Source organism: Pseudomonas gozinkensis (assembly GCF_014863585.1).
Classification (GTDB): domain Bacteria; phylum Pseudomonadota; class Gammaproteobacteria; order Pseudomonadales; family Pseudomonadaceae; genus Aquipseudomonas; species Aquipseudomonas gozinkensis.
The window spans coordinates 1,566,368-1,587,438 of the sequence record NZ_CP062253.1 but is presented as its reverse complement, the minus strand read 5'-3'; the positions used below and the strand labels follow the sequence as shown (position 1 = coordinate 1,587,438).

The following is a 21,071-nucleotide window of genomic DNA, read 5'->3' as shown; positions in this document are numbered from 1 at the left end:
ATCAAATCGGTGGAAGGCGCCACTCGATCGGCGCTTCGCCGTTCTGCTCCAGAAATTTGTTGGTGCGACTGAAGTGCCCACAACCGAGGAAACCGCGATAGGCCGACAGCGGCGACGGGTGCACCGACGTCAGCACCAGATGTTTGGTGGCATCGATCAGCTTCTGTTTACTCTGCGCATGAGCGCCCCAGAGCATGAACACCAGATGCGGTTGCTGCTGGCTGACCACCTCAATGATCCGGTCCGTGAAGAACTGCCAGCCCTTGTCCTTGTGCGCATTGGCGTTGGCGCGCTCGACGGTCATGGTGGTGTTGAGCATCAACACGCCCTGATCGGCCCAGCTCTGCAGATAGCCATGGTTGGGAATGTCGATGTTCAGGTCACGTTTCAACTCTTTATAGATGTTGACCAGCGACGGCGGCGCCGGCACGCCCGGTTGCACCGAGAAGCACAGACCGTGGGCCTGGCCCGGGCCGTGGTACGGGTCCTGGCCGAGGATGACCACTTTCACCTTGTCCAGCGGCGTCGAGTTCAGCGCGTTGAAAATCATCGGGCCCGGCGGATAGATTTCCTTGCCGGCCGCCCGCTCCTGCTGCAGAAAAGTGCGCAACTCTGCCATGTAGGGCTGGTCGAACTCAGCACGCAGTGCCTCCTTCCAGCTCGGTTCGAGTTTGATACGGTCGTCAGCAGTCATGGTCATACCCGGCAAAAACAATGGGGCGAACCCTAGGAAAGCCGACCACGCTTGTCAATTGATCTGACGCAGATCCGGCACTTTCCCACACAGCGATCATACTGATCGTTCAAATTCCCGATCGAGGTCACGATGAATCTGCACTTCGAAGAACTCACCGGCACCGACGGCGCGCGCATCGGCGTGGCCACGCTGGATGCCGAAAAGTCGCTCAATGCGCTGTCTCTGCCGATGATCCACGCCCTGAGCGACAAACTGAACGCCTGGGCCAAGGATCCGCAAATCGTCTGCGTGCTGCTGCGCGGCAACGGCGCCAAGGCCTTCTGCGCCGGCGGCGAAGTCCGAAGCCTGGTGGAAGCCTGCCGGGCCCATCCCGGTGAAGTGCCGCCGCTGGCCGCACAGTTTTTCAACGCTGAATACCGCCTGGATTACAGCCTGCACACCTACCCGAAACCGTTGATCTGCTGGGGCCATGGTTATGTGCTCGGCGGCGGCATGGGCCTGCTGCAAGGCGCGAGCATCCGGATCGTCACGCCGAGCAGTCGTCTGGCGATGCCGGAAATCAGCATCGGCCTGTACCCGGACGTCGGCGCCAGTTGGTTCCTGTCACGACTGCCGGGCAAGCTCGGTCTGTTCCTTGGTTTGACCGGCGCGCACATGAATGGCCGCGATGCGATCGATCTGGACCTGGCCGACCGTTTCCTGCTCGACGAACAGCAGCAGGAACTGATCGACGGCTTGTTGCAGTTGAACTGGCAGGAACAGACCGCCATGCAACTCAACAGCCTGCTCAAGGCGTTGCAGCAAGAAGCGGTGGCGCAGATGCCCGAGGCCCAATGGCTGCCGCGTCGACAGCAGATCGATGAATGGCTGGATGTCAGCGACGTGACCTGCGCCTGGAAAGCCATCAGCCTGCAACGGGACAGCAGCGATCTATTGATTGCTCGCGCGGCGAAAACCATGAGCGAAGGCTCGCCACTGACCGCGCATCTGGTCTGGGAACAGATCATCCGTGCCCGCCACTTGTCGCTGGCCGAAGTCTTTCAGATGGAATATACCCTGAGCCTCAATTGCTGCCGGCATCCGGAATTCAGCGAAGGGGTTCGGGCACGGCTGATCGACAAGGATCACAAGCCGCACTGGCACTGGCCGGACATCGCCCGGGTGCCGGACGCAGTAGTCGATGCGCACTTTCACAAGATCTGGGAGGGGCGGCATCCGTTGGCGGATCTGTCGCCATACTAAAACCGATCATTGCCCGCGATGGCAGTCTCTTGGGCTCTGTCGCGGGAAGTTTGAGCCCGTTGCGAAACTATCTGCGATCAAACATTCAACTCGTAAAACGCGATTATTTCCTTCATTGCCCGCAACGCCTCTTCATCATTTCTCGGCAAGATATCCTCTACGTCCCGTAAGGGAGGTAGAGGGTGCAAAAGCTCAGCCAGCTGGTTCGCCGTGTAATTTTTAACAGCGCCCTCTTCTCCTTGAACGCTGATGAAACTGATAGCGGCATCGCCTCCTGAAAAGTGTTTGGAGACACGAATCTTTGGAGACATGCCATAGCTGACTACGATGACGAGATCATCCCGTTCACGGTGGAACTTGAGTTGATCAATCGACAGCCCGACCTCCGAAAAGTCTATACCGTCAATTCCGCCACCGGCATTGACTACCAGGTCTCGCCCAAGCCCATCATATTTATAAACATCATTGCCCCCGCCACCCGACAAGGTGTCATTGCCCGGCCCACCGTAAAGCACATCATCGCCTGAGCCACCGCACAGCAGATCATCTCCTTGCATCCCTCTTATTTCACCAGTGCCACTGAGGGTGTCATTACCGCGACCACCCACGAGCGGTAGAAAACGGTTGTCTCGAAAAGACTTAACCCGAGCAGCGTCCTGAACAGTGACGCCGTGATGATAAGTATCGGGGGTATTGCCTAATCGGCTAACAAGGTCTTTAAAACTTATGCTCGATCCGTCAGAAAACCTCACTCGTTCAATTCCGGAACCGCCGATGTCATTCGGATTGGGCAAAACGATTCGTACTTTTTGGGTTCCGCCCCATTCGATATCGATTGTCGTGTACAGCATCTGGGCACGAGGCGGTCGACGATGAGCCCCACGCGTTGGGGTGGGTGACAGTTCAATATTTACCACCTCAACCAACACAGCGCCCCAGGTTAGTTTCAACTTATCTGGTTTCGCCTCTTCCGGAAGAACGACTGTATCAATATCAAGCCCCCCAAACTCTTCATGCCACCCAGAGGCTCCAACCTCGGGACGCAAAAAAACAGGGTCAAGAACGTCGGCAATAATGGTGGTTGCGCCATCATGCGCTTCAACGATGTAAGTGTCGGGACCGTTTTCGCCGTAAAGCCAATCTTCTCCCGGCCCACTGATCAAATAATCGGCTCCCGCAGAGCCCAGCAGCGTGTCGTTGCCTGCGCCAGCCGATAAAAATGCACCCGGGATCCTGTCGTTCACCCCGCCGTAATCAAGCACCGAACCAGCATAGGTAGCCACCAAGTCATCTCCCGCACCGCCATGAAAGAGATTTCCCACTTCGAGATTTACCCTGCCGCCAGCGTCATTACCCTGAACAACTTTATGCTTGATCGTTTGGGTAGTAGAGCTCCAGCGAAACGCTTTACGAACAATTTCATGATTTTCAAAACTGCCAGCGGGGTACACGTACCACCCCTGAATGGCGCCCGCTTGGTCTATATCTTCAACTACAGCATCGCCCAAATTGAACGAAAACCCCGAATAACTGGAGCCAGACGGATAGTACTTCGGCTTTTGTTTCGGTAATTGCGCTGCTTCAGTTTTTACAAACTTGAACGTGGTTTTCGTTGCAGAGATTGACTGCCTTTCAGTCACCACAGCGTCAGCGGCAATCGCCCCCATCCACTCAGGTGTATTGGAAAAGACTCCGGCTTCAACGTCCTCATGGATCAGTTCGGCGCTGATGGCATAGCCACTTTCGTCGGTAGCAATATGACTTCTAACCCAAACACCCTGATCGTTCAGTGCAAATCCTGATGCCTGCCGGGTCGCTGAGCGCTTTGTGTTCAGTTCCGAAAGAAAAAGGCTATCCCACCGGGTGTGACGACCCGTTTCACTGCCTTCCCTCTCAGTAGAAGCGGCTAAGTCATCGGGCGGTGTCTGGACGACTGCTTCGCTCTCACTCTCAATGTCCTGCATTTTTCCGGCATCGGGTACCGCAGCAATTGTCGCGGACGGATCCGTTACATCTACCGGTTGCACCGTTAACTTGATTACATCCTGGAAATTCAGGATCACACCATCGTTGAACCTGAAGGTCGAACCTGCCCAATTTTCAGGGTGACGAATCAGGAGCGCGTCACCGATACCATTCGACAGCCGCAACGCCGTGCCCACATCAAGATTGACGATCTCGGCCTGCAAGTTCTCCGCAGAAAACCCATCGCCAAAATTTACGACATTGTTGCCACCGGTATCGGTAACTACATCCAGGCCATCGCCCACTCCGAAGTAGAAAATATCGTTACCCTGCATCCCTTCCAGATAATCGTTGCCGGCGCCACCCTCAAACACGTTATCGCCAGGGCCGCCGCGTAAATAATCGACTCCCTCACCGCCAACCAGCGTGTCGTTTCCACCACTGCCCAGCAAAGTGTCGTTGCCTGAACCGCCGTCAAGATAATCGGCACCATGTTCCGCTTCGGATGTTTGCTCGTAGTCCCCCACCAAAAAGTCATCATCGGCACCGCCCAAAAGCGTATCGGCGCCCAAACCTCCCCAGAGCGTATCGTTTCCTGCATCACCGTGGATGTGGTCATCGTCGATTCCGCCCGTTTTCAGGTTGGGCTCATCGCCATCCAGAGCGTCGGCACCTGCGCCGCCTATCAGAGTGTCCGAACCACCCAAGCCACGGAGTGTGTCGTCACCCGCACCGCCATCGAGATAATCATCACCGTGGTAACGAATCGGGTGCTCATGGTAATCACCAACCAGTTCGTCGTTACCGCGGCCACCGAAAAGTAAGTCATCCGCAGCTCCACCCCAGAGGGTATCGTCCCCCGCGCCGCCATCCAGAAAATCACTCCCGAAAAAAAGCGCCGCATCACCCGAAATTCCTTGCAGTACGCTGTCATCTCCGTTCAGAACATCATTGCCAGCGCCACCGTACAGCACGTCGTTACCACCGTTGCCGGCTAGAGCGTCATCGCCATCGCCGCCCTGCAAAAAATCGTTGCCATGGTGGCTGCCGTGGAGACCGCCACCCCAATCGAGGTTGTCTCCAAACAATGTGTCATTGCCACTCCCGCCAGCCAGCGTGTCATTACCTCCCCCCCCGGCCAATGTGTCGTCTTCACTTCCGCCGTCAAGCAGATCATCTCCCCAGCCTCCATTGATAAAGTCCCGGCCCCCTTGGCCATAGAGAACGTCATTGCCTCCCTCCAAAGGTTGGTTCAAAGAGGAGTTCTCGAAGACGGTACGAAAGCTAGTGACTCCACCGGGGATTTGAACGTTGATTTGCTTGTATTCCCAACTTTGCTCATGTGCTCCCGTTGCTTCATCACCGGATAAATTGTCGTCACCTGCTCCCCCCATCAGCGTGTCTCGACCGCTCCCACCGAGCAGCACGTCTCGCGAGGCAGTACCGACGAGCAAATCATCACCCTGCCCACCATCCAGCCAATCGCCGCGGCTGGCCTTTCCCTTCGCGGCATCAGCCAAGGCTTTTTCGAGCGTCGACGACTTGTCGCCGAATAAGCGGTCGTTACCATTTTTACCGAACAGTCGATCAGACCCGCCAAGACCAACGATCAGGTCGTCTTTCGGTGATCCATAAAGCAAGTCGGCTTTGTTCCTCTGTTTAACATTGGGCAAAAGCACGGCGTTGCCCAACTCATCAAAGGAAGGCTGATCTCCGCGAACATTGGGGTCGTTATCTTTGACTTTCCAGTCACCTTGAAGGACCAGGTCGGGGACGGAGAACGTCTGGCTTTGGTAATCAGGAAGATCAATTCCGAGCATCCCTGGCTTAAAGTTTTTTACGACGATGAGATCACTTAGTCCGTATTTAATGTTCAGCGTGTTTTCAGCCAGATCTTCAATGAGCGTCAAGCTGATGGCCCGATCTTCCGTAAGCCAGATATTGCTAAGCGGAGCACTGCGCTTGAGAGCTGGGATCGGAAGTCCATTTATCAGCAACGCGCCATCAGCGTCCGCCTCAATAATCTCGTCTATTCCATCTCCACTGAAGAACTCATACCGATCGTTACCCGGCCCGCCAATCAGAGAGTCGTTACCCTTGCCACCCACCAACACATCGTCACCGGCCATACCGTACAACGCATCATTGCCATCGCCTCCTGTTAAAGAATCATTGCCGCGAGCCCCCTGGATAAAGTCATTTCCGGACAGTCCGCTGATGGAATCGTTGCCGCCCCCGCCGTAAAGATGATCGGTATTCGTTCCCCCACCAAATGATCGACCGCCGTCATCACCAAACATGACCAGAGGGTTTGAGACGCCGGTGGTCATCGGGGCCTGTTTGCCCGAAGCCAGATCCGAATAGGAAAAGGTCTGGACAGTGTTTCGACCGAACGATCCATTGGTTCGGGAAATCAGCCTGGCCAGCATTTCAGAGCGATCGGCAAGCCACTGCTCAGTGATGAAGCCCTCGCCCGTTTCGGGGTCGTAAAGCTCCAGTTCGCGTCCGGAAAAACCGTCGGCCCGCTCAATCACGATTTCACTTAGCTGCTTTAGAGAATTGCGTAACGCGACGCCGATTGGCGTTGCCTGGGAGGCCAACTTTGCCCAGTCGCCGGCACTGCCATACTCGCCAATGGTTCTGGTAACGATACTTTGCGATTGAGACGGAGAAAGTGCGGAGAAAAAGGTGTAGGCGTTGGAGGCGAAGGTTTCCTCGGTGGTAGGTGTGGCGGCCGAGTTCCCGTCGTAGGTTCGCCTGAGCATGTCAAAGAAATCATTCAGGTTATATCGCAATATCAGGCTGACAATGGGTGAGATGGGCGTACCTTTCACCACATGCTGAATCAGCGGATTGATGCTGCCACTGGCAAGAGCGATGTTTATCTGTTCGGGCAGGACTGAAAACAGGCTTTCGACCATATTTAACCCGAAGTTTTTGATCACTGCCTGCAAGGCTATACCGTATGAATCCACGGCAAACAGAATATTCTTTAGATCGTCTAGCCTATTGAACTTAGCGAGATCATGATTACCTTTGATGTGGGAGTCCGGATCACCAGCGGAGATCAATCGCCAGGTTTCATAGGGTCTTTCTCCACCCAACAGGCTGAAGCCGATTGTTCCAGACCATCCGGCGTTATGACGGGTCGCTGTATCAACGTTGCCAATATCATCACGAAATAGTACTTCACCAATCGCGCTCGCATCGATTTCTGCAATTTGGCTTATGGAGGGCACAGTCCATGGAGCCAAACCATGCTCAACGGAGCCTTTTATCAACGTATTCATGAGATTGACAGCTACCTGATTAGATGACTGCTGCATTTTCGAATCGCTGATTTTTTTATTTAACCTTAACTCCCCCTGCCGCAGGGTATAAGCTCGGATCAATGCAGAATAAGCGCCCACTCCGCCATTTGCATCAATTGCTACATCGAGCCAGAGTTTGGCATCTTTAAAAATGCCCATTACGCTCTCATCGAACGCAGAACCGCCTAAAAATTTCCCACCCAAAATATTCGACAATGTACGATAAAGTACAGCGCAGTTTCGCCCCTCCACTGCCATCGCAAAATACTCTTCCTCCTCGACATTGAATTTCATTCCCTCACAAATATTTGCAGCCTGCAAAATTTCCGACTTTTCCAAATCACTGAATATATAGCTCATATTTACTTCCCTGTAATAATTGAATGTGAAAGATAGTCGCTGACAGCCTTAAGCGCTTCTGGGGCACCCCGCAAGCCCTCGGTACCCAAATGTATACGAGCATCCCCACCTGCAAAGTCGAAATGGTGCAACTCGACCGTACAATACGTACGTAAACTCCCAAACTCCAAATTCTCCAACTGCTCCTTATTCATTTTCAAAAGATATGCTTTACTCAAACCACTGGCAGAAGCTTTAGATTCGGGCGAATTTAAACCAATACAATTTATCTTCCGTGGTGTTCCATCACGCCGGCGCCAGTCCTGCATAACAAAAATTCGAACAGAGAATTCATTTTTGATACTGGGTGGAGGCGCGGTAAGCCAAAGTTCAAGGCCTGGATAGTTCTTCAGTTTTACAACCAGATCATCCGGCCAATCCACATGCCGTCCGCCCATATTATGCGGCTCCGTGGTATCCCTTCTGGTGTAAAGTCTGGCGGAAACATTGTAATACGTCCAACTAATGGGTGGTTCTACCCCGTGAGCTTCATATTCCGGAAACAGTTCTTTTCCCGTCCACCAGAATGACCCTGAAAGAAGATCGGCAATACAGGAACCGTCGCTCCTTAATGTCGATCCAAAATAGAACCCAGGAATCTTTGTCCGGTCCAGCAGGCTGCCGCCAAGTATCGGGACCTGCTCCATACCCGCCAGCTTCCTGCTGCACGCCCCTTGTTTCTTCTGATAAATCGCCCGCGCTTCTGCGGCCTCCTCCCATCGGATACAGAAATCAACGACCCAATAACAGATCGCTAGTAACACTCCATATTTAATTCCCCTTCTGCACTGGCGAAAAACTTCCTTGCGAGACATTTTAAGCATTTCAAATCTCCATTTTAAAATGACTAACTCATCACTCGACGCGACCACCATCCGTTAAGCTTTTAAACACATCAAAGTATCCGCTTACACCCTTAACCACATCGAATTTGTTTGCCGTCAACCTCGCTGCTTCCTTCATAGAGTCAAACTCACCGGAAGACGTTAAAACCCTGCCCACTGCCGCGGCGATTTCTTTAGCGTCAAAAAATCCCACAAGCACCCCGTTAATCCCATTCTCGATAACTTCACGTACGGGTGCGGTATCTGAGCCGACGACAACACAGCCGGACGCCATTGCTTCCAATAAAGACCACGACAATACAAACGGATATGTCAAATACACGTGAGCCTTTGAAAGACTCAGAACCGACCTGTATGTTAGATAAGGCAACTTCCCAACAAAGTGAACATTGGAAGCATCAAAATCCACCTCCGCAATCATCTTTCTTCGCCAGTTCAAAAACCCAAAAGGCAGCCGTCCATAACTGACGCCATCCCCACCTATAACAACAATCTGCGCACTCGGGCACTTTTCCTGAATATAGGGAATGGATCTCATAAAACTATGAAAGCCTCGGTACGGCTCGAGGTTTCTGGCGACATAAGTCACGACAGGCTGACCTGCTCTTAACACGCGCCCACTTGGCAGCGTTACAGACTCGACCTTTTGTGATTCGGAAAATTGAACAATGCCTTCGTGAATGACGCGAATTTTAGACTGATATATTTTCGGAAAAAGACTGCGCTGCCATTGTGTAGGTGCAATCCCGGCATCACACTGCTCAACATTCAGGAGATGCATCGAATTCAAGACTCTAAGCCTTGAAGTCGCGTCCATCGCGCTGGGAAATTCAGGATCAAAACCAGAGTCGGCCCCGTGCGCTCGGTAATAGTACTCACAGAAATGAATTAGAGGTACATCTGGATACACGTCTTTGACGAATAGCGATTCACCCCACCCAGGATGAGCGAGAACTACATCAGGCCGAAAGCCTGCCTGGCTGAGTCTCTTCAATATTCGTTGAACTTGTTGCCCGTCCGAAACAGCCTCTTCATATCTGTACAAATAGTTATGAACGCCATTAATCATCTTCCTTGATGGTCGATAACGAAATAACTTTACCCCTGCAATACCTGGCGCTGTATCGCGTCCAATTGCAATGACGCCCAGACGCCTGCGCAATGCTTCCAACGCCACATGACGAAACTGACCAGGAAAATTCTGATGAATGATAAGAAGATTCATATTTGAGCAAGATCCCGCGCTAATACACCTCCATGAATTGAAGTTTTTCAACATCAACATGTGCATACAAACGCTAACAAATGCTCAGAAATAAAACTGTAGGAGGGTTCCGAGAACCTCCTAGGAGATGGTGCGATACACGCATTGCAATAAAACAGGCACAAAAAAAGCGGCGCTCACTGCGCCGCTTTTTTGCGGAGGTTACCAGCGGTTGCCGTGCCGCCCGTAATCGCCACGTCCACTGTGACGGTCGTAATTGCCACGACCCCGGCGATCATCCCAGCCACCGCGACGATGGTCATCCCAGCGTCCGCGATCATGACCGTGCCAGCGACGGCTTTCGTAGTAACGCGGAGCCGGTTGGTAGTAACGAGGCGCCGAGTAATAGCGTGGAGCCGGTTGGTAATAACGCGGTGCTGGCTGGTAGTAGCGCGGCGCCGAATAATACGTGCTGCCGCCGCTGTAGTAGGTGCCACCGCTGTAATACGAAGGTGCCTGCGATGTGTAGACCTCTGAGCTGTAGTAGCCATCTCCGTAGGAATAAGGGACGCATCCGCCAAGGGAAAAAAGCATCACGGTAAACAGAAGAATTCGGCGATACATGGCGGCCTCCTGGACCGCGGGTAGCCACACCAGCGACGCTGGCAGGCGTCAGTCTTTCATTCGGCGACTGACGAAAGATCTGACAGCGTTTTCGGCATCCGGTGCGTTTCTGCAACAACTTGAAACAAGTGATTCATGAAACCTTGTTCATGCAGAAACGCCGTCATTCAGCCGCTGATTAGTGGTGACCACCGTGGTATCCGCCGCCGTGATAACCCCGTCCGTAACCGCCGCGATAGCCATAGCCGCCATAGTAATAGCGGGCACCGCCGTAGTAGCGCGGACCGTAATAACCACCGTAGTAATAGGGCGAGTAATAGCCAGGATAGTAATAGGTGCCGGGATAGGCATCGTAGCCACCGGCGTAGTAGTAACAACCGGACAGCCCTAGACCGAGCACTGCTCCCAGCAGCACCCGACGCAGCAATTTTGAAATACACATGGCGGCCTCCTGAAAGACCTGTGACAGCAGTCGGCACAGACCGGCTGACAACAGATTTGACTGGCGGACCGGCAGTGAGTGCCCAACCCTCACGGGCATCGGATCAGCGGCACCGGACGCTGCATGACGGTGCAAGCACGCACCAACAAAAAGCGTCGACAAGCGTTCGCCGTCAGCTGCGACGTCACGAAAGCCCGTAACAGAGGGCTCGATCCGACTTGGCACGCCTCTCGCTTTAGCAAACCCGTGCAGGAGTCATCACAGGTTCGCGGCACCACAATTTGCAATGGCTGACTAGGGTTCCGGCTCGCATCTGCGAGTGGCTGGTCCGAGAGTTGGCGACCTCCAGTTGAGGTTACACGGCGGGACAAAAGCCCGGGAGACAAGCCACCGTTCGCGGTGCCGCGTTGCCTTCCTGTCCGCCCTTGATCAACTGGAGAATCCGCCATGTCACGACTACGTTTCCCCGCCCTGCTCGCCGCCGCCTTCGCCGCGCTCGTCAGCACCCAATCCTCCGCCGCGCAGAAAGACCACTTCAGTGTCTGCTGGACGATCTACGCCGGCTGGATGCCATGGGAATACGCCGGCAGCCAGGGCATCGTCGACAAATGGGCGAAGAAGTACGGGATCAAGATTGATGTCGTGCAGCTCAACGATTACGTCGAATCGATCAACCAGTACACCGCCGGCCAGTTCGACGGCTGCACCATGACCAACATGGATGCCCTCACCATTCCGGCCGCCGGTGGCGTCGACAGCACCGCGCTGATCGTCAGCGACTTTTCCAACGGCAACGACGGCATCGTCCTCAAGGGCGACGGCAAGAAAGTCGCCGACCTGAAGGGCATGGACGTCAACCTGGTCGAACTGTCGGTCTCGCATTACCTGCTGGCCCGCGCGCTGGACTCGGTCGACCTGACCGAAAAAGACCTGAAAGTGGTCAACACCTCCGACGCCGACATCTCCGCCGCCTTCAGCACCGAACAGGTCAACGCCGTCACCACCTGGAACCCGATGCTCTCGGACATCAAGGCTAAACCGGGCGTGACCGAAGTCTTCAACTCCAGCCAGATCCCCGGGGAAATCATGGACATGATGGTGGTCAACAGCGCCACCCTCAAAGACAACCCGGCCCTGGGCAAGGCGCTGACCGGCGCGTGGTTCGAAGTGGTCGAGCTGATGAACGCGAAAAACGCTGCGAGCAAAGCTGCGCTGGAACACATGGCCAAGGCCTCGGGCACCGACCTGGCCGGATTCCAGGCGCAACTGGACACCACCAAACTGTTCGCCACGCCGAAAGAGGCCCTGGCGTTCGCCACCAGCAAGCAACTGCCGGAAACCATGCGCAAAGTTGCCGAGTTCTCGTTCCAGCACGGTTTGCTAGGCGAAGGCGCGAAAGACACCAGCGCCGTCGGCATGACCTTCGCCAACGGCGTGACCAGCGGCGACACCGGCAACCTCAAGCTGCGTTTCGATCCGACTTACGTGCAGATGGCCGCCGACGCCAAGCTGTAAGCCACGGAGGATTTGGCCATGCGCCTGATCAATCGCCACCCGGATCGCCCGAGTCGCCTGTTGCTGGTGATCCTTCCGTTCGCCCTGGTGTTGTTTGCCTATTTCATGGGTTCAGCCGAGCGTCTGGCGGAGAACCCCAACGACAAACTGCTGCCCAGCGCGGTGCAGATGAGCGATGCGGTGAAACGCCTGGCATTCAATGCCGACAGCCGCACGGGTGAGTACTTGCTGTGGCAGGACACCGCCGCGAGTCTGCAACGCCTGGCCATCGGCCTCGGTATCGCCGCGCTGGCCGGGTTGTGCCTGGGCATTGCCGCCGGGACATTGCCACTGTTCGGCGCACCGCTCTCGCCATTGCTGACGGTGCTGTCGATGGTGCCGCCGCTGGCGATCCTGCCGATTCTGTTCATCGTCTTCGGCCTCGGCGAGCTGTCGAAGGTGATGCTGATCGTGATCGGCATCACCCCGGCCCTGGCCCGTGATCTGGAACAGCGCGCGCGGGACATTCCGGTCGAACTGCTGATCAAGGCGCAGACGCTTGGCGCCTCGACCTGGACCCTGATGCTGAGGGTCGTGCTGCCGCAACTGTTGCCGCGCCTGCTGATCTCGCTGCGGCTGATGCTCGGTTCGGCATGGCTGTTCCTGATCGCGGCGGAAGCCATTGCCTCCACCGATGGGCTCGGCTACCGGATTTTCCTTGTGCGCCGTTATCTGGCGATGGATGTGATCCTGCCGTACGTGGTGTGGATCACCCTCCTCGCCTGGCTGATGGATTGGGGCCTCAAGCACCTCACCCGGCGTGCATTCCCCTGGTATGAAGGGGCGGCCAAATGAGCTTCATCACAGTGAAAAACGTCTGGCAGCAATACGCCGACCAGGTGGTGCTCGAAGGCTTGAACCTCAGCGTCAACGAGGGCGAGTTCTGCACGCTGGTCGGTGCCTCGGGTTGCGGGAAGTCGACCTTTCTGCGCCTGCTGCTCGGCCAGGAATCCGCCAGTCGCGGCACCATCCTGCTCGATGGCCAACCGCTCGCCAGCGAGCCGGACGCCAGCCGTGGCGTAGTGTTCCAGCGTTACTCGGTGTTCCCGCATCTGAGCGTGCTGGACAACGTCGCCATCGGCCTGGAATTGCCGCGCGCGCCGCTTCTCGGGCGCTTGTTCGGCAGCGCGAAAAAAGAGGCCCGCGAGCAGGCCTCGGCGCTGCTGCACAAAGTCGGCCTCGGCCATGCGCTGGACAAGTATCCGGCGCAGCTTTCCGGTGGCATGCAACAACGGCTGGCGATTGCCCAGGCGTTGATCATGAAGCCGCGCGTGTTGCTGCTCGATGAACCGTTCGGCGCGCTTGATCCGGGCATTCGCAAGGACATGCACGCCCTGCTGCTGGAGCTGTGGCGCGAGACGCAACTGACGGTGTTCATGGTCACCCACGACTTGTCGGAAGGTTTCAGCCTCGGCACCCGCCTGCTGGTGTTCGACAAGGTGCGCCTCGACCCGCACGCCCCCGGCGCCTATGGCGCCCGCATCACCTACGACATCCCTTTGAACAGCGACCGCCGCGCCCGGCGCGCCGCCGTCGACGCCCTGCCCGCCGGGCTGGCCGGCACGCTTCGTATTGCCTGAGAGGACTGCTCCCATGACCGATTCGACCCAACTGTTTCCACTCTTCGCCGAAGAAACCCTGCCCGGTGGCGGCCACCGCTCCTTCGTCCTGAAACGCGGCCAGTTGCTGCGCCTGACCGACCTGCGCGGCGGCGCCAACGTCAGCCTGACCCTGCTCAACGCCAACGAGAAAACCGAGCGCCTGAACCTGCCTGACAGCCTCAAATGCCAGCACACCGCCAAGCTCACCGCCGGCCATTGCCTGTACTCGGACATGGGCCGCGTACTGGCGGCGATCACTGCCGACACCAGCGGCTGGAGCGACAGCCTTGGCGGCGTGTTGTGCGCCGAGGAGGTCGCGGAAAAATACGGCCAGGGCCGCTATCAGGAACTGCGCAACGGCTTCTTTCGCAACGGCACCGACAACCTGCTGGTGGAGCTCGGCAAGTGGGGCCTGGGCCTGTCCGACCTCTTGATGACCCTCAACCTGTTCAGCCGGGTCAACGTCGATGACGCCGGGCGCTTCCATTTCGTCGAGGGCCATTCGAAGGCCGGCGATTACATCGAGCTGTACGCACCGATGGACACCCTCGTCGTTCTCACCGCCCTGCAACACCCGATGGACCCATCGCCCGACTACGCGCCAAAACCGCTGAAGCTGAGCTGGATGAACGCCGATCCGAGCGTCGCCGAACACTGCCGAACCTCGCGCCCGGAGAACGAGCGCGGCTTTATCAACACCGACCGTTTGTTCGCCTGAGGATCATCGCCATGTCAGTTGCTATCGCCACTTCGCAAAAACAACCCGACGCTGCGGTGTACCGCGCCACCATTCCCGCCGGCGAACCCTGGCTGATGGAGGTCAAGGCCGGCCAGACCCTGCGCATCCTCGATCTGGAAGGCAATCAGGCGGTCGACACTTTGTTTTACAGCGCCGCCAATCCCCGTGAGCGCTACGACGTGCAGCGCACATTGCGCCGACAAAACAACGTCTACCTGAGCACCGGCAGCGTTTTGTATTCCAACCTCGGCAAACCGATGCTGACGATCATCGCCGACACCTGCGGCCGCCACGACACCCTCGGCGGCGCCTGCGCGCAAGAGAGCAACACCGTGCGTTACGCCCTGGAAAAACGCTACATGCACAGCTGCCGCGACAACTACCTGCGCGCCTGCGCCCACGACGGTCGGCTGGGCAAAGGTGACATCGGGCCAAACATCAATTTTTTCATGAACGTGCCAGTGACTGCCGAGGGCGGCCTGACCTTTGAAGACGGCATTTCCGCACCGGGCAAGTACGTCGACCTGCGCGCGGAGATGGACGTGATCGTGCTGATCTCCAACTGCCCGCAACTGAACAACCCGTGCAACGCCTATAACCCGACACCTGCGGAGCTACTGGTATGGAACTGAAACTCAGCGGTCTGCGCCGTTGGCTTTTCGCCCTGTGCCAGGCCCGTTCCGGCCAGTGCCTGAAGTCCTCCCAACACCCCTGAACCCTGTGGGAGCTGGCTTGCCAGCGATGGCGTAGGCACAGCCAACATTGATGATGACTGACACACCGCCATCGCGGGCAAGCCCGCTCCCACAAGGTCAACGGTGACTTTCGAAATTGTGATTCTGCCGTCGGGGACGACCCCGGCGCTCATCGAAAAACTGCGGGACGGCCCGCATCCCCTTCAGGGGTTTTGCCATGTTCAAAAAAATCCTGATTGCCAACCGTGGCGCGATTGCCTGCCGCATTCTGCGCACCTTGCGTGAACTGCACGTCGAAGGCGTCGCGGTGTACTCCGAAGCCGATGCCGCCAGCCTGCACATCCTGCAAGCTGCACAAGCCCACAGCCTCGGCGAAGGCGCCGCGGCCGGCACCTATCTGGCCGTGGACAAGATTCTCGCCATCGCCAAAGCCACTGGTGCAACCGCGATCCATCCCGGCTACGGCTTCCTTTCGGAAAACGCCGCGTTCGCCGAAGCCTGCGCAAACCATGGCATAGCCTTCATCGGCCCGACACCGGAACAACTGCGGGTGTTCGGCCTCAAGCACACCGCACGGGCCCTGGCCAAACAGCACGGCGTGCCGATGCTCGAAGGCACAGAACTGCTCGACAGCCTCGACGCAGCGCTGACCGCCGGCGCACAGGTCGGTTATCCGGTGATGCTCAAAAGCACTGCGGGCGGTGGCGGCATCGGCATGCGCGTGTGCCGCAACGCCAGCGAACTGAGCGAGTCGTTCGACGCGGTGAAGCGCCTCGGGCAGAACAATTTCAGCGACGCCGGAGTATTCATCGAGAAGTACATCCAGCGTGCGCGGCATCTGGAAGTCCAGGTGTTCGGCGACGGCCACGGCGAGGTGATCGCCCTCGGCGTGCGCGACTGCTCGGTGCAGCGGCGCAACCAGAAAGTCCTCGAGGAAACCCCGGCGCCGAACCTGCCAGAAGGCATGGCGGATGAGCTGTGCGCGGCGGCGATCAAACTGGCCAAAGCGGTGAATTACCGCAGCGCCGGCACCGTCGAGTTCGTCTTCGACAGCGATGCGCAGCGCTTCTACTTTCTGGAAGTGAACACCCGGTTGCAGGTCGAACACGGCGTTACCGAACAAGTATGGGGCGTCGATCTGGTGCGCTGGATGATTGAATTGGCGGCGGGGGATTTGCCGCCACTGAGCACATTATTTGAGGGCCTGAAACCGGAGGGCCACGCGATTCAGGCACGGCTGTATGCGGAGGATCCGGGTCGGGACTTCCAGCCAAGCCCGGGGCTGCTGAGCGCTGTGGAGTTTCCTGCGGCAAACGGCGTTCAACTGCGCATCGACACCTGGGTCGAGGCTGGCTGCGAGATCCCGCCGTACTTCGATCCGATGATCGCCAAAGTCATCACGTGGGCGCCGACCCGCGAGCAGGCCAGCGCCGAACTGCATCAGGCCCTCGGCGACAGCCAGCTGTACGGCGTGGAAACCAACCGCGATTACCTGCGGCAGATTCTGCTCGATACGCCTTTCGCCAGCGGCCAGCCGTGGACCCGCTGCCTGGAAGATCTGGTGTACCGGGCCAACACCTTCGAGGTGCTAAGCGCCGGCACCCAGACCAGCGTCCAGGATTATCCCGGTCGCCTCGGCTACTGGGCGGTCGGCGTGCCACCCTCGGGGCCGATGGACAGCCGCGCGTTGCGTCTGGGCAATCGCCTGCTGGGCAACATCGACGGCGCGGCGGCACTGGAAATCACCATGAACGGGCCGCTGCTGCGCTTCAATTGCGACGCGGTCGTGGCGGTGACGGGGGCACCGTTGACGCTGACACTCGACGGCGAAGCGGTGCCGATGAACACCGCGCTGTTGATTGCGGCAGGCAGCCAGTTACATCTCGGCGGTTTGCTGGCCGCTGGCGCCCGCAGCTACCTGTGCCTGCGCGGCGGCTTGCAGGTGCCGGACTATCTGGGCAGTAAAAGCACCTTCACTCTCGGTCAGTTCGGCGGTCATGGCGGGCGGGCCTTGCGCGCCGGGGACGTGTTGCACCTGGCCCCACTGAGCGACCGAAGCGCCGGGCAGACCCTTGCCCCGCACCACGTCAGTGAACTGCCCGACGTACGCCGGATCCGCGTGATCTACGGCCCTCACGGCGCGCCGGAATACTTCACCGAAAACTACATCGGCACCTTTTTCGCCACGCAATGGGAAGTGCATTTCAACTCCAGCCGCACCGGTGTGCGCCTGATCGGGCCGAAGCCCGAATGGGTGCGCGCCGACGGCGGTGAGGCCGGCCTGCATCCGTCGAACATCCACGACAACCCTTACGCCATCGGTGCGGTGGACTTCACCGGCGACATGCCAGTGATCCTCGGCCCGGACGGCCCGAGCCTTGGCGGTTTTGTGTGCCCGGTGACGGTGATCGAGGCGGACCTCTGGCAACTCGGGCAACTGAAGGCCGGAGACAAAGTGCAGTTTGAGCCGATCGATCTCAAGACTGCCCGCGATCTCGCCCTGAAATGGGATACCTGTGGGAGCTGGCTTGCCAGCGATGGGGCCCGACCAGACACCGCATCAACTTCATCGCTGGCAAGCCAGCTCCCACAGGGTCTGGTTTCGCCTGTGGTTCTGGAGTTGGGCCAGGACGACAAGCGGCTGGTCGGGCGTGTGTCCGGCGATACCCATCTGCTGCTGGAAATCGGCGCGCCGGAACTGGACCTCGTCCTGCGCTTTCGCGCCCATGCCCTGATGCAGGCACTGGAAAGCAAAAACCTGCACGGCGTGATCGATCTGACACCGGGCATTCGCTCGCTGCAGATCCACTATCAGCCCGAACAACTGCCGCTGGCCGATCTGCTCGGGATCGTCGCCGGTGAATGGGATGCGGTGTGCGCCGCCCAGGACTTGCAAGTACCGTCGCGCATCGTCCATCTGCCACTGTCTTGGGACGACCCGGCCTGCCAGTTGGCCATCGAGAAATACATGACCACCGTGCGCAAGGACGCGCCGTGGTGCCCGAGCAATCTGGAGTTCATCCGCCGCATCAACGACCTGCCCAACCTCGACGAAGTGCAGCGCACGGTGTTCGATGCGAGTTATCTGGTGATGGGCCTCGGCGACGTCTACCTGGGTGCGCCGGTTGCCACACCGCTCGACCCGCGCCATCGGCTAGTGACCACCAAGTACAACCCGGCGCGCACCTGGACCGCCGAGAACTCGGTGGGCATCGGCGGCGCCTACATGTGCGTCTACGGCATGGAAGGCCCGGGCGGATATCAGTTCGTCGGCCGTACCTTGCAGATGTGGAACCGCTATCGCGAAGTCGCCGCGTTCGACGGCAAACCGTGGTTGCTGCGGTTCTTCGATCAGATCCGTTTCTATCCGGTCAGCGCTGAAGAACTGCTGCGCATCCGCCGCGACTTTCCCCTCGGACGTTACGACCTGAACATCGAACACAGCCAGCTCAACCTCGCCGACTACCAGGCCTTTTTGCAGCGCGAAGCCGAGACCATTGACGCGTTCCGGACGCAGCAACAGGGCGCCTTCCAGGCCGAGCGCGAACGCTGGATCGCCAGCGGACAGGCGCATTTCGACAGCGAAGAAGCCGTGCCGGACAACGGCGAAGAAACACCGCTGGCCAACGGTCAGCAGAGCATCGACAGCCACATCGCCGGCAACCTCTGGCAGGTGCAGGTCGAGGTCGGCAGCCGCGTGGCGGCCGGTGATGTGCTGGTGATTCTGGAGTCGATGAAGATGGAAATCCCCGTGCTCGCGCCCATGGCCGGGGTGGTGCAGGACATTCGCGTGCAGCCGGGATCGGCGGTACGTGCCGGACAACGGGTCGTGGTGCTGGAACTCGACTGAAACCATTTGCCAAAGGATCAACCCATGAATCTGCAACTCGATGCCTTGCGCCAGGCCTACCGCAATGGCGACACCACACCCCGGAAATTACTGTTGGCGTTGCGGGAAAAAGCCGCAGCGCTGAACCCGGACTATCACCTGTTTATCCACTTGCTCAGCGCCGAGGAACTTGAGCCTTACCTGGCCGCCCTCGACGATCGCGACCTCGACAGCCTGCCGCTGTACGGCGTGCCGTTCGCGATCAAGGACAACATTGACCTGGCCGGTGTCCCGACCACAGCCGCGTGCCCGACGTTCGCCTACGTACCAGAACGTTCGGCGACCATCGTCGAGCAACTGCTGGCACTGGGAGCGATCCCGCTGGGCAAGACCAATCTCGACCAGTTCGCCACCGGCCTCAACGGCAGCCGTTCGCCCTATGGGGTGTGCCCGAACAGCGTGTTGCCGGAATATCCGTCGGGCGGTTCCAGCGCCGGTTCGTCGCTGGCCGTGGCACTCGGTGTGGCCAGTTTCGCGCTGGGCACCGACACCGCCGGCTCCGGCCGGGTGCCGGCGGCGTTGAACAATCTGGTGGGCCTGAAGGCCAGCAAAGGCCTGATCTCCACCGCCGGCGTGCTGCCGGCCTGTCGCACGCTCGATTGCGTCACCACGTTCACCGCAACGGCCCGGGAAGCCAGCCAACTGCTGGCCCTGACCGCGCGCCTCGATCCACGGGACGAATACAGCCGCAGCAATCCGTCCTGGAATGACGGTTCTGCGTTCGGAGTACCACGGCCGTTCCGCTTCGGTGTGCCGCGCGCCCAGGACCTGGAATTTTTCGGCTGTGTGGAAGGCCCGCTCCTGTTCGGCGATGCCATCGACCGCCTCAAGGCTGCGGGCGGTGAGGCGGTCGAGCTGGACCTTTCGCCGTTCCTCGAAGCGGCGCGGTTGCTCTATGAAGGGCCGTGGGTGGCCGAGCGCTACAGCGTGGCCGGTGAGTTGATGGAAGAAAATCCTGCAGCGGTGCTGCCGGTGATCCGCGCGGTGCTGGCCAAAGCACCGGCCGTCAGCGGCGTGCAGACGTTCCGCGCGCAATATCGCCTGCAAGCGCTGAAAGCCGTTTGCGATAAAGCACTGGAAGGACTCGACTGCGTGCTCACGCCCACCATCGGTCGTCCGGTGACGCTGGCGGAACTCGACGCGGAACCGGTGCTGCGCAACTCCGAACTGGGCTACTACACCAACTTCATGAACCTGCTCGATTACGCCGCCGTCGCCGTGCCCAGCGGTTTCATGGACAACGGTCTGCCGTGGGGTGTAACGCTGTTTGGTCGGGCGTTCACCGATCAGTATTTGCTGGGTGTGGCGGATGCCTTGCAGCGCCAGCAGGATCCCGCGCTGCCGACGCCGGACAACCCGGCGCGCCATGACCGTGCGCGATTGGTGGTCTGCGGCGCGCACCTGGACGGGTTGGCCCTGAACTGGCAGTTGCGGCAACGCGGCGCACGCCTGATCGAGGCCACTTACAGTTCGAAGGACTACAAACTCTATGCACTGGCCGGCGGCCCGCCGTCGCGTCCGGGGATGCTGCGCGTGGCGGAGGGTGGCGTGGCGATTGCGGTGGAAGTCTGGGAGTTGCCGAGCAGTGAGCTGGGCTCGTTCCTGACCGGCATCCCGGCACCGCTGGGCCTGGGCAAGGTACAACTGGCGGACGGCCGTTGGGAAAGCGGTTTCATCTGTGAACCCTACGGCCTGGAAGGTGCGGTCGACATCAGCCATCCGGGCGGGTGGCGAGCGTATCTGCAAACCAGAAACTGAGACGAAAGCCGCCCCCTCTCCTTCCGGGAGGGGGCTGGATGAGCAAGCCATTCTCCAGACACCCTGCCCGGCTGATCCCCCCGCATTTCAGGCACAAATCCCGCAG

14 protein-coding genes and 1 riboswitch are annotated in these 21,071 nt (G+C 58.4%); of the genes, 8 read left to right on the top strand and 6 right to left on the bottom strand.

All coding sequences use genetic code 11. From position 1 onward, the window contains the following. Position 1: 1 nt before the first annotated feature. On the bottom strand, positions 2–694 hold the full coding sequence (gene ung, locus IHQ43_RS07105; protein WP_192563863.1) for a uracil-DNA glycosylase: 693 nt from the start codon (positions 692–694) through the stop codon (positions 2–4). 132 nt (positions 695–826) lie between these two features. Here ung and IHQ43_RS07100 point away from each other — a divergent pair, with 132 nt between their 5' ends. Beyond that, complete coding sequence (locus IHQ43_RS07100) at positions 827–1,939, top strand: enoyl-CoA hydratase/isomerase family protein (protein WP_192563862.1); 1,113 nt, start codon at positions 827–829, stop codon at positions 1,937–1,939. Between the two features lie 77 nt (positions 1,940–2,016). On the opposite strand, the gene IHQ43_RS29675 is transcribed toward IHQ43_RS07100, so the two are convergent. The 5 genes from IHQ43_RS29675 to IHQ43_RS07075 all read right to left on the bottom strand — a co-directional run bounded on the left by IHQ43_RS29675 (position 2,017) and on the right by IHQ43_RS07075 (position 10,729). Continuing rightward, complete coding sequence (locus tag IHQ43_RS29675; protein WP_192563861.1) at positions 2,017–7,575, bottom strand: calcium-binding protein; 5,559 nt, start codon at positions 7,573–7,575, stop codon at positions 2,017–2,019. Between the two features lie 2 nt (positions 7,576–7,577). After that, positions 7,578–8,438, bottom strand: coding sequence for a hypothetical protein (locus IHQ43_RS07090; RefSeq protein ID WP_192563860.1), 861 nt, complete (start codon positions 8,436–8,438; stop codon positions 7,578–7,580). Positions 8,439–8,469: 31 nt separating this feature from the next. After that, positions 8,470–9,684, bottom strand: coding sequence for a glycosyltransferase family 4 protein (locus IHQ43_RS07085; protein WP_192563859.1), 1,215 nt, complete (start codon positions 9,682–9,684; stop codon positions 8,470–8,472). A gap of 201 nt (positions 9,685–9,885) precedes the next feature. Then, positions 9,886–10,287 carry a hypothetical protein gene (locus IHQ43_RS07080; RefSeq protein ID WP_192563858.1) on the bottom strand — a complete coding sequence of 134 codons (402 nt, stop codon included), beginning with the start codon at positions 10,285–10,287 and terminating at the stop codon, positions 9,886–9,888. Between the two features lie 178 nt (positions 10,288–10,465). Further along, positions 10,466–10,729 (bottom strand): hypothetical protein, encoded by a 264-nt coding sequence (locus tag IHQ43_RS07075; RefSeq protein WP_192563857.1) that lies wholly within the window; start codon positions 10,727–10,729, stop codon positions 10,466–10,468. Between the two features lie 283 nt (positions 10,730–11,012). Further along, positions 11,013–11,113: riboswitch (guanidine-I (ykkC/yxkD leader) on the top strand. 63 nt (positions 11,114–11,176) lie between these two features. Between IHQ43_RS07075 and IHQ43_RS07070 the strand changes: the two genes are divergently transcribed. The 7 genes from IHQ43_RS07070 (at position 11,177) to atzF (ending at position 20,965) form a co-directional block, all read left to right on the top strand. After that, entirely contained in the window at positions 11,177–12,244 is a 1,068-nt protein-coding gene (locus IHQ43_RS07070) for a putative urea ABC transporter substrate-binding protein (RefSeq protein ID WP_192563856.1), read from the top strand. Positions 12,245–12,262: 18 nt separating this feature from the next. Then, a complete protein-coding gene (locus tag IHQ43_RS07065) occupies positions 12,263–13,078 on the top strand; it encodes an ABC transporter permease (protein ID WP_192563855.1) in 816 nt (271 codons plus the stop codon). Beyond that, positions 13,075–13,863, top strand: a complete 789-nt coding sequence (locus tag IHQ43_RS07060; RefSeq protein WP_192563854.1) for an ABC transporter ATP-binding protein — start codon at positions 13,075–13,077, stop codon at positions 13,861–13,863. Before IHQ43_RS07065 ends, IHQ43_RS07060 begins: the two co-directional genes overlap by 4 nt. 13 nt (positions 13,864–13,876) lie before the next feature. Then, entirely contained in the window at positions 13,877–14,602 is a 726-nt protein-coding gene (locus IHQ43_RS07055; RefSeq protein WP_192563853.1) for an urea amidolyase associated protein UAAP1, read from the top strand. Positions 14,603–14,613: 11 nt separating this feature from the next. Further along, entirely contained in the window at positions 14,614–15,255 is a 642-nt protein-coding gene (locus IHQ43_RS07050; protein WP_085729988.1) for an urea amidolyase associated protein UAAP2, read from the top strand. 280 nt (positions 15,256–15,535) lie between these two features. Further along, positions 15,536–19,168 carry an urea carboxylase gene (gene uca / locus IHQ43_RS07045; RefSeq protein ID WP_192563852.1) on the top strand — a complete coding sequence of 1,211 codons (3,633 nt, stop codon included), beginning with the start codon at positions 15,536–15,538 and terminating at the stop codon, positions 19,166–19,168. A gap of 24 nt (positions 19,169–19,192) precedes the next feature. Beyond that, the gene (atzF, locus tag IHQ43_RS07040) at positions 19,193–20,965 is read left to right on the top strand and encodes an allophanate hydrolase (RefSeq protein WP_192563851.1); all 1,773 of its coding nucleotides are present in this window, start codon (positions 19,193–19,195) and stop codon (positions 20,963–20,965) included. Positions 20,966–21,071 lie beyond the last annotated feature (106 nt).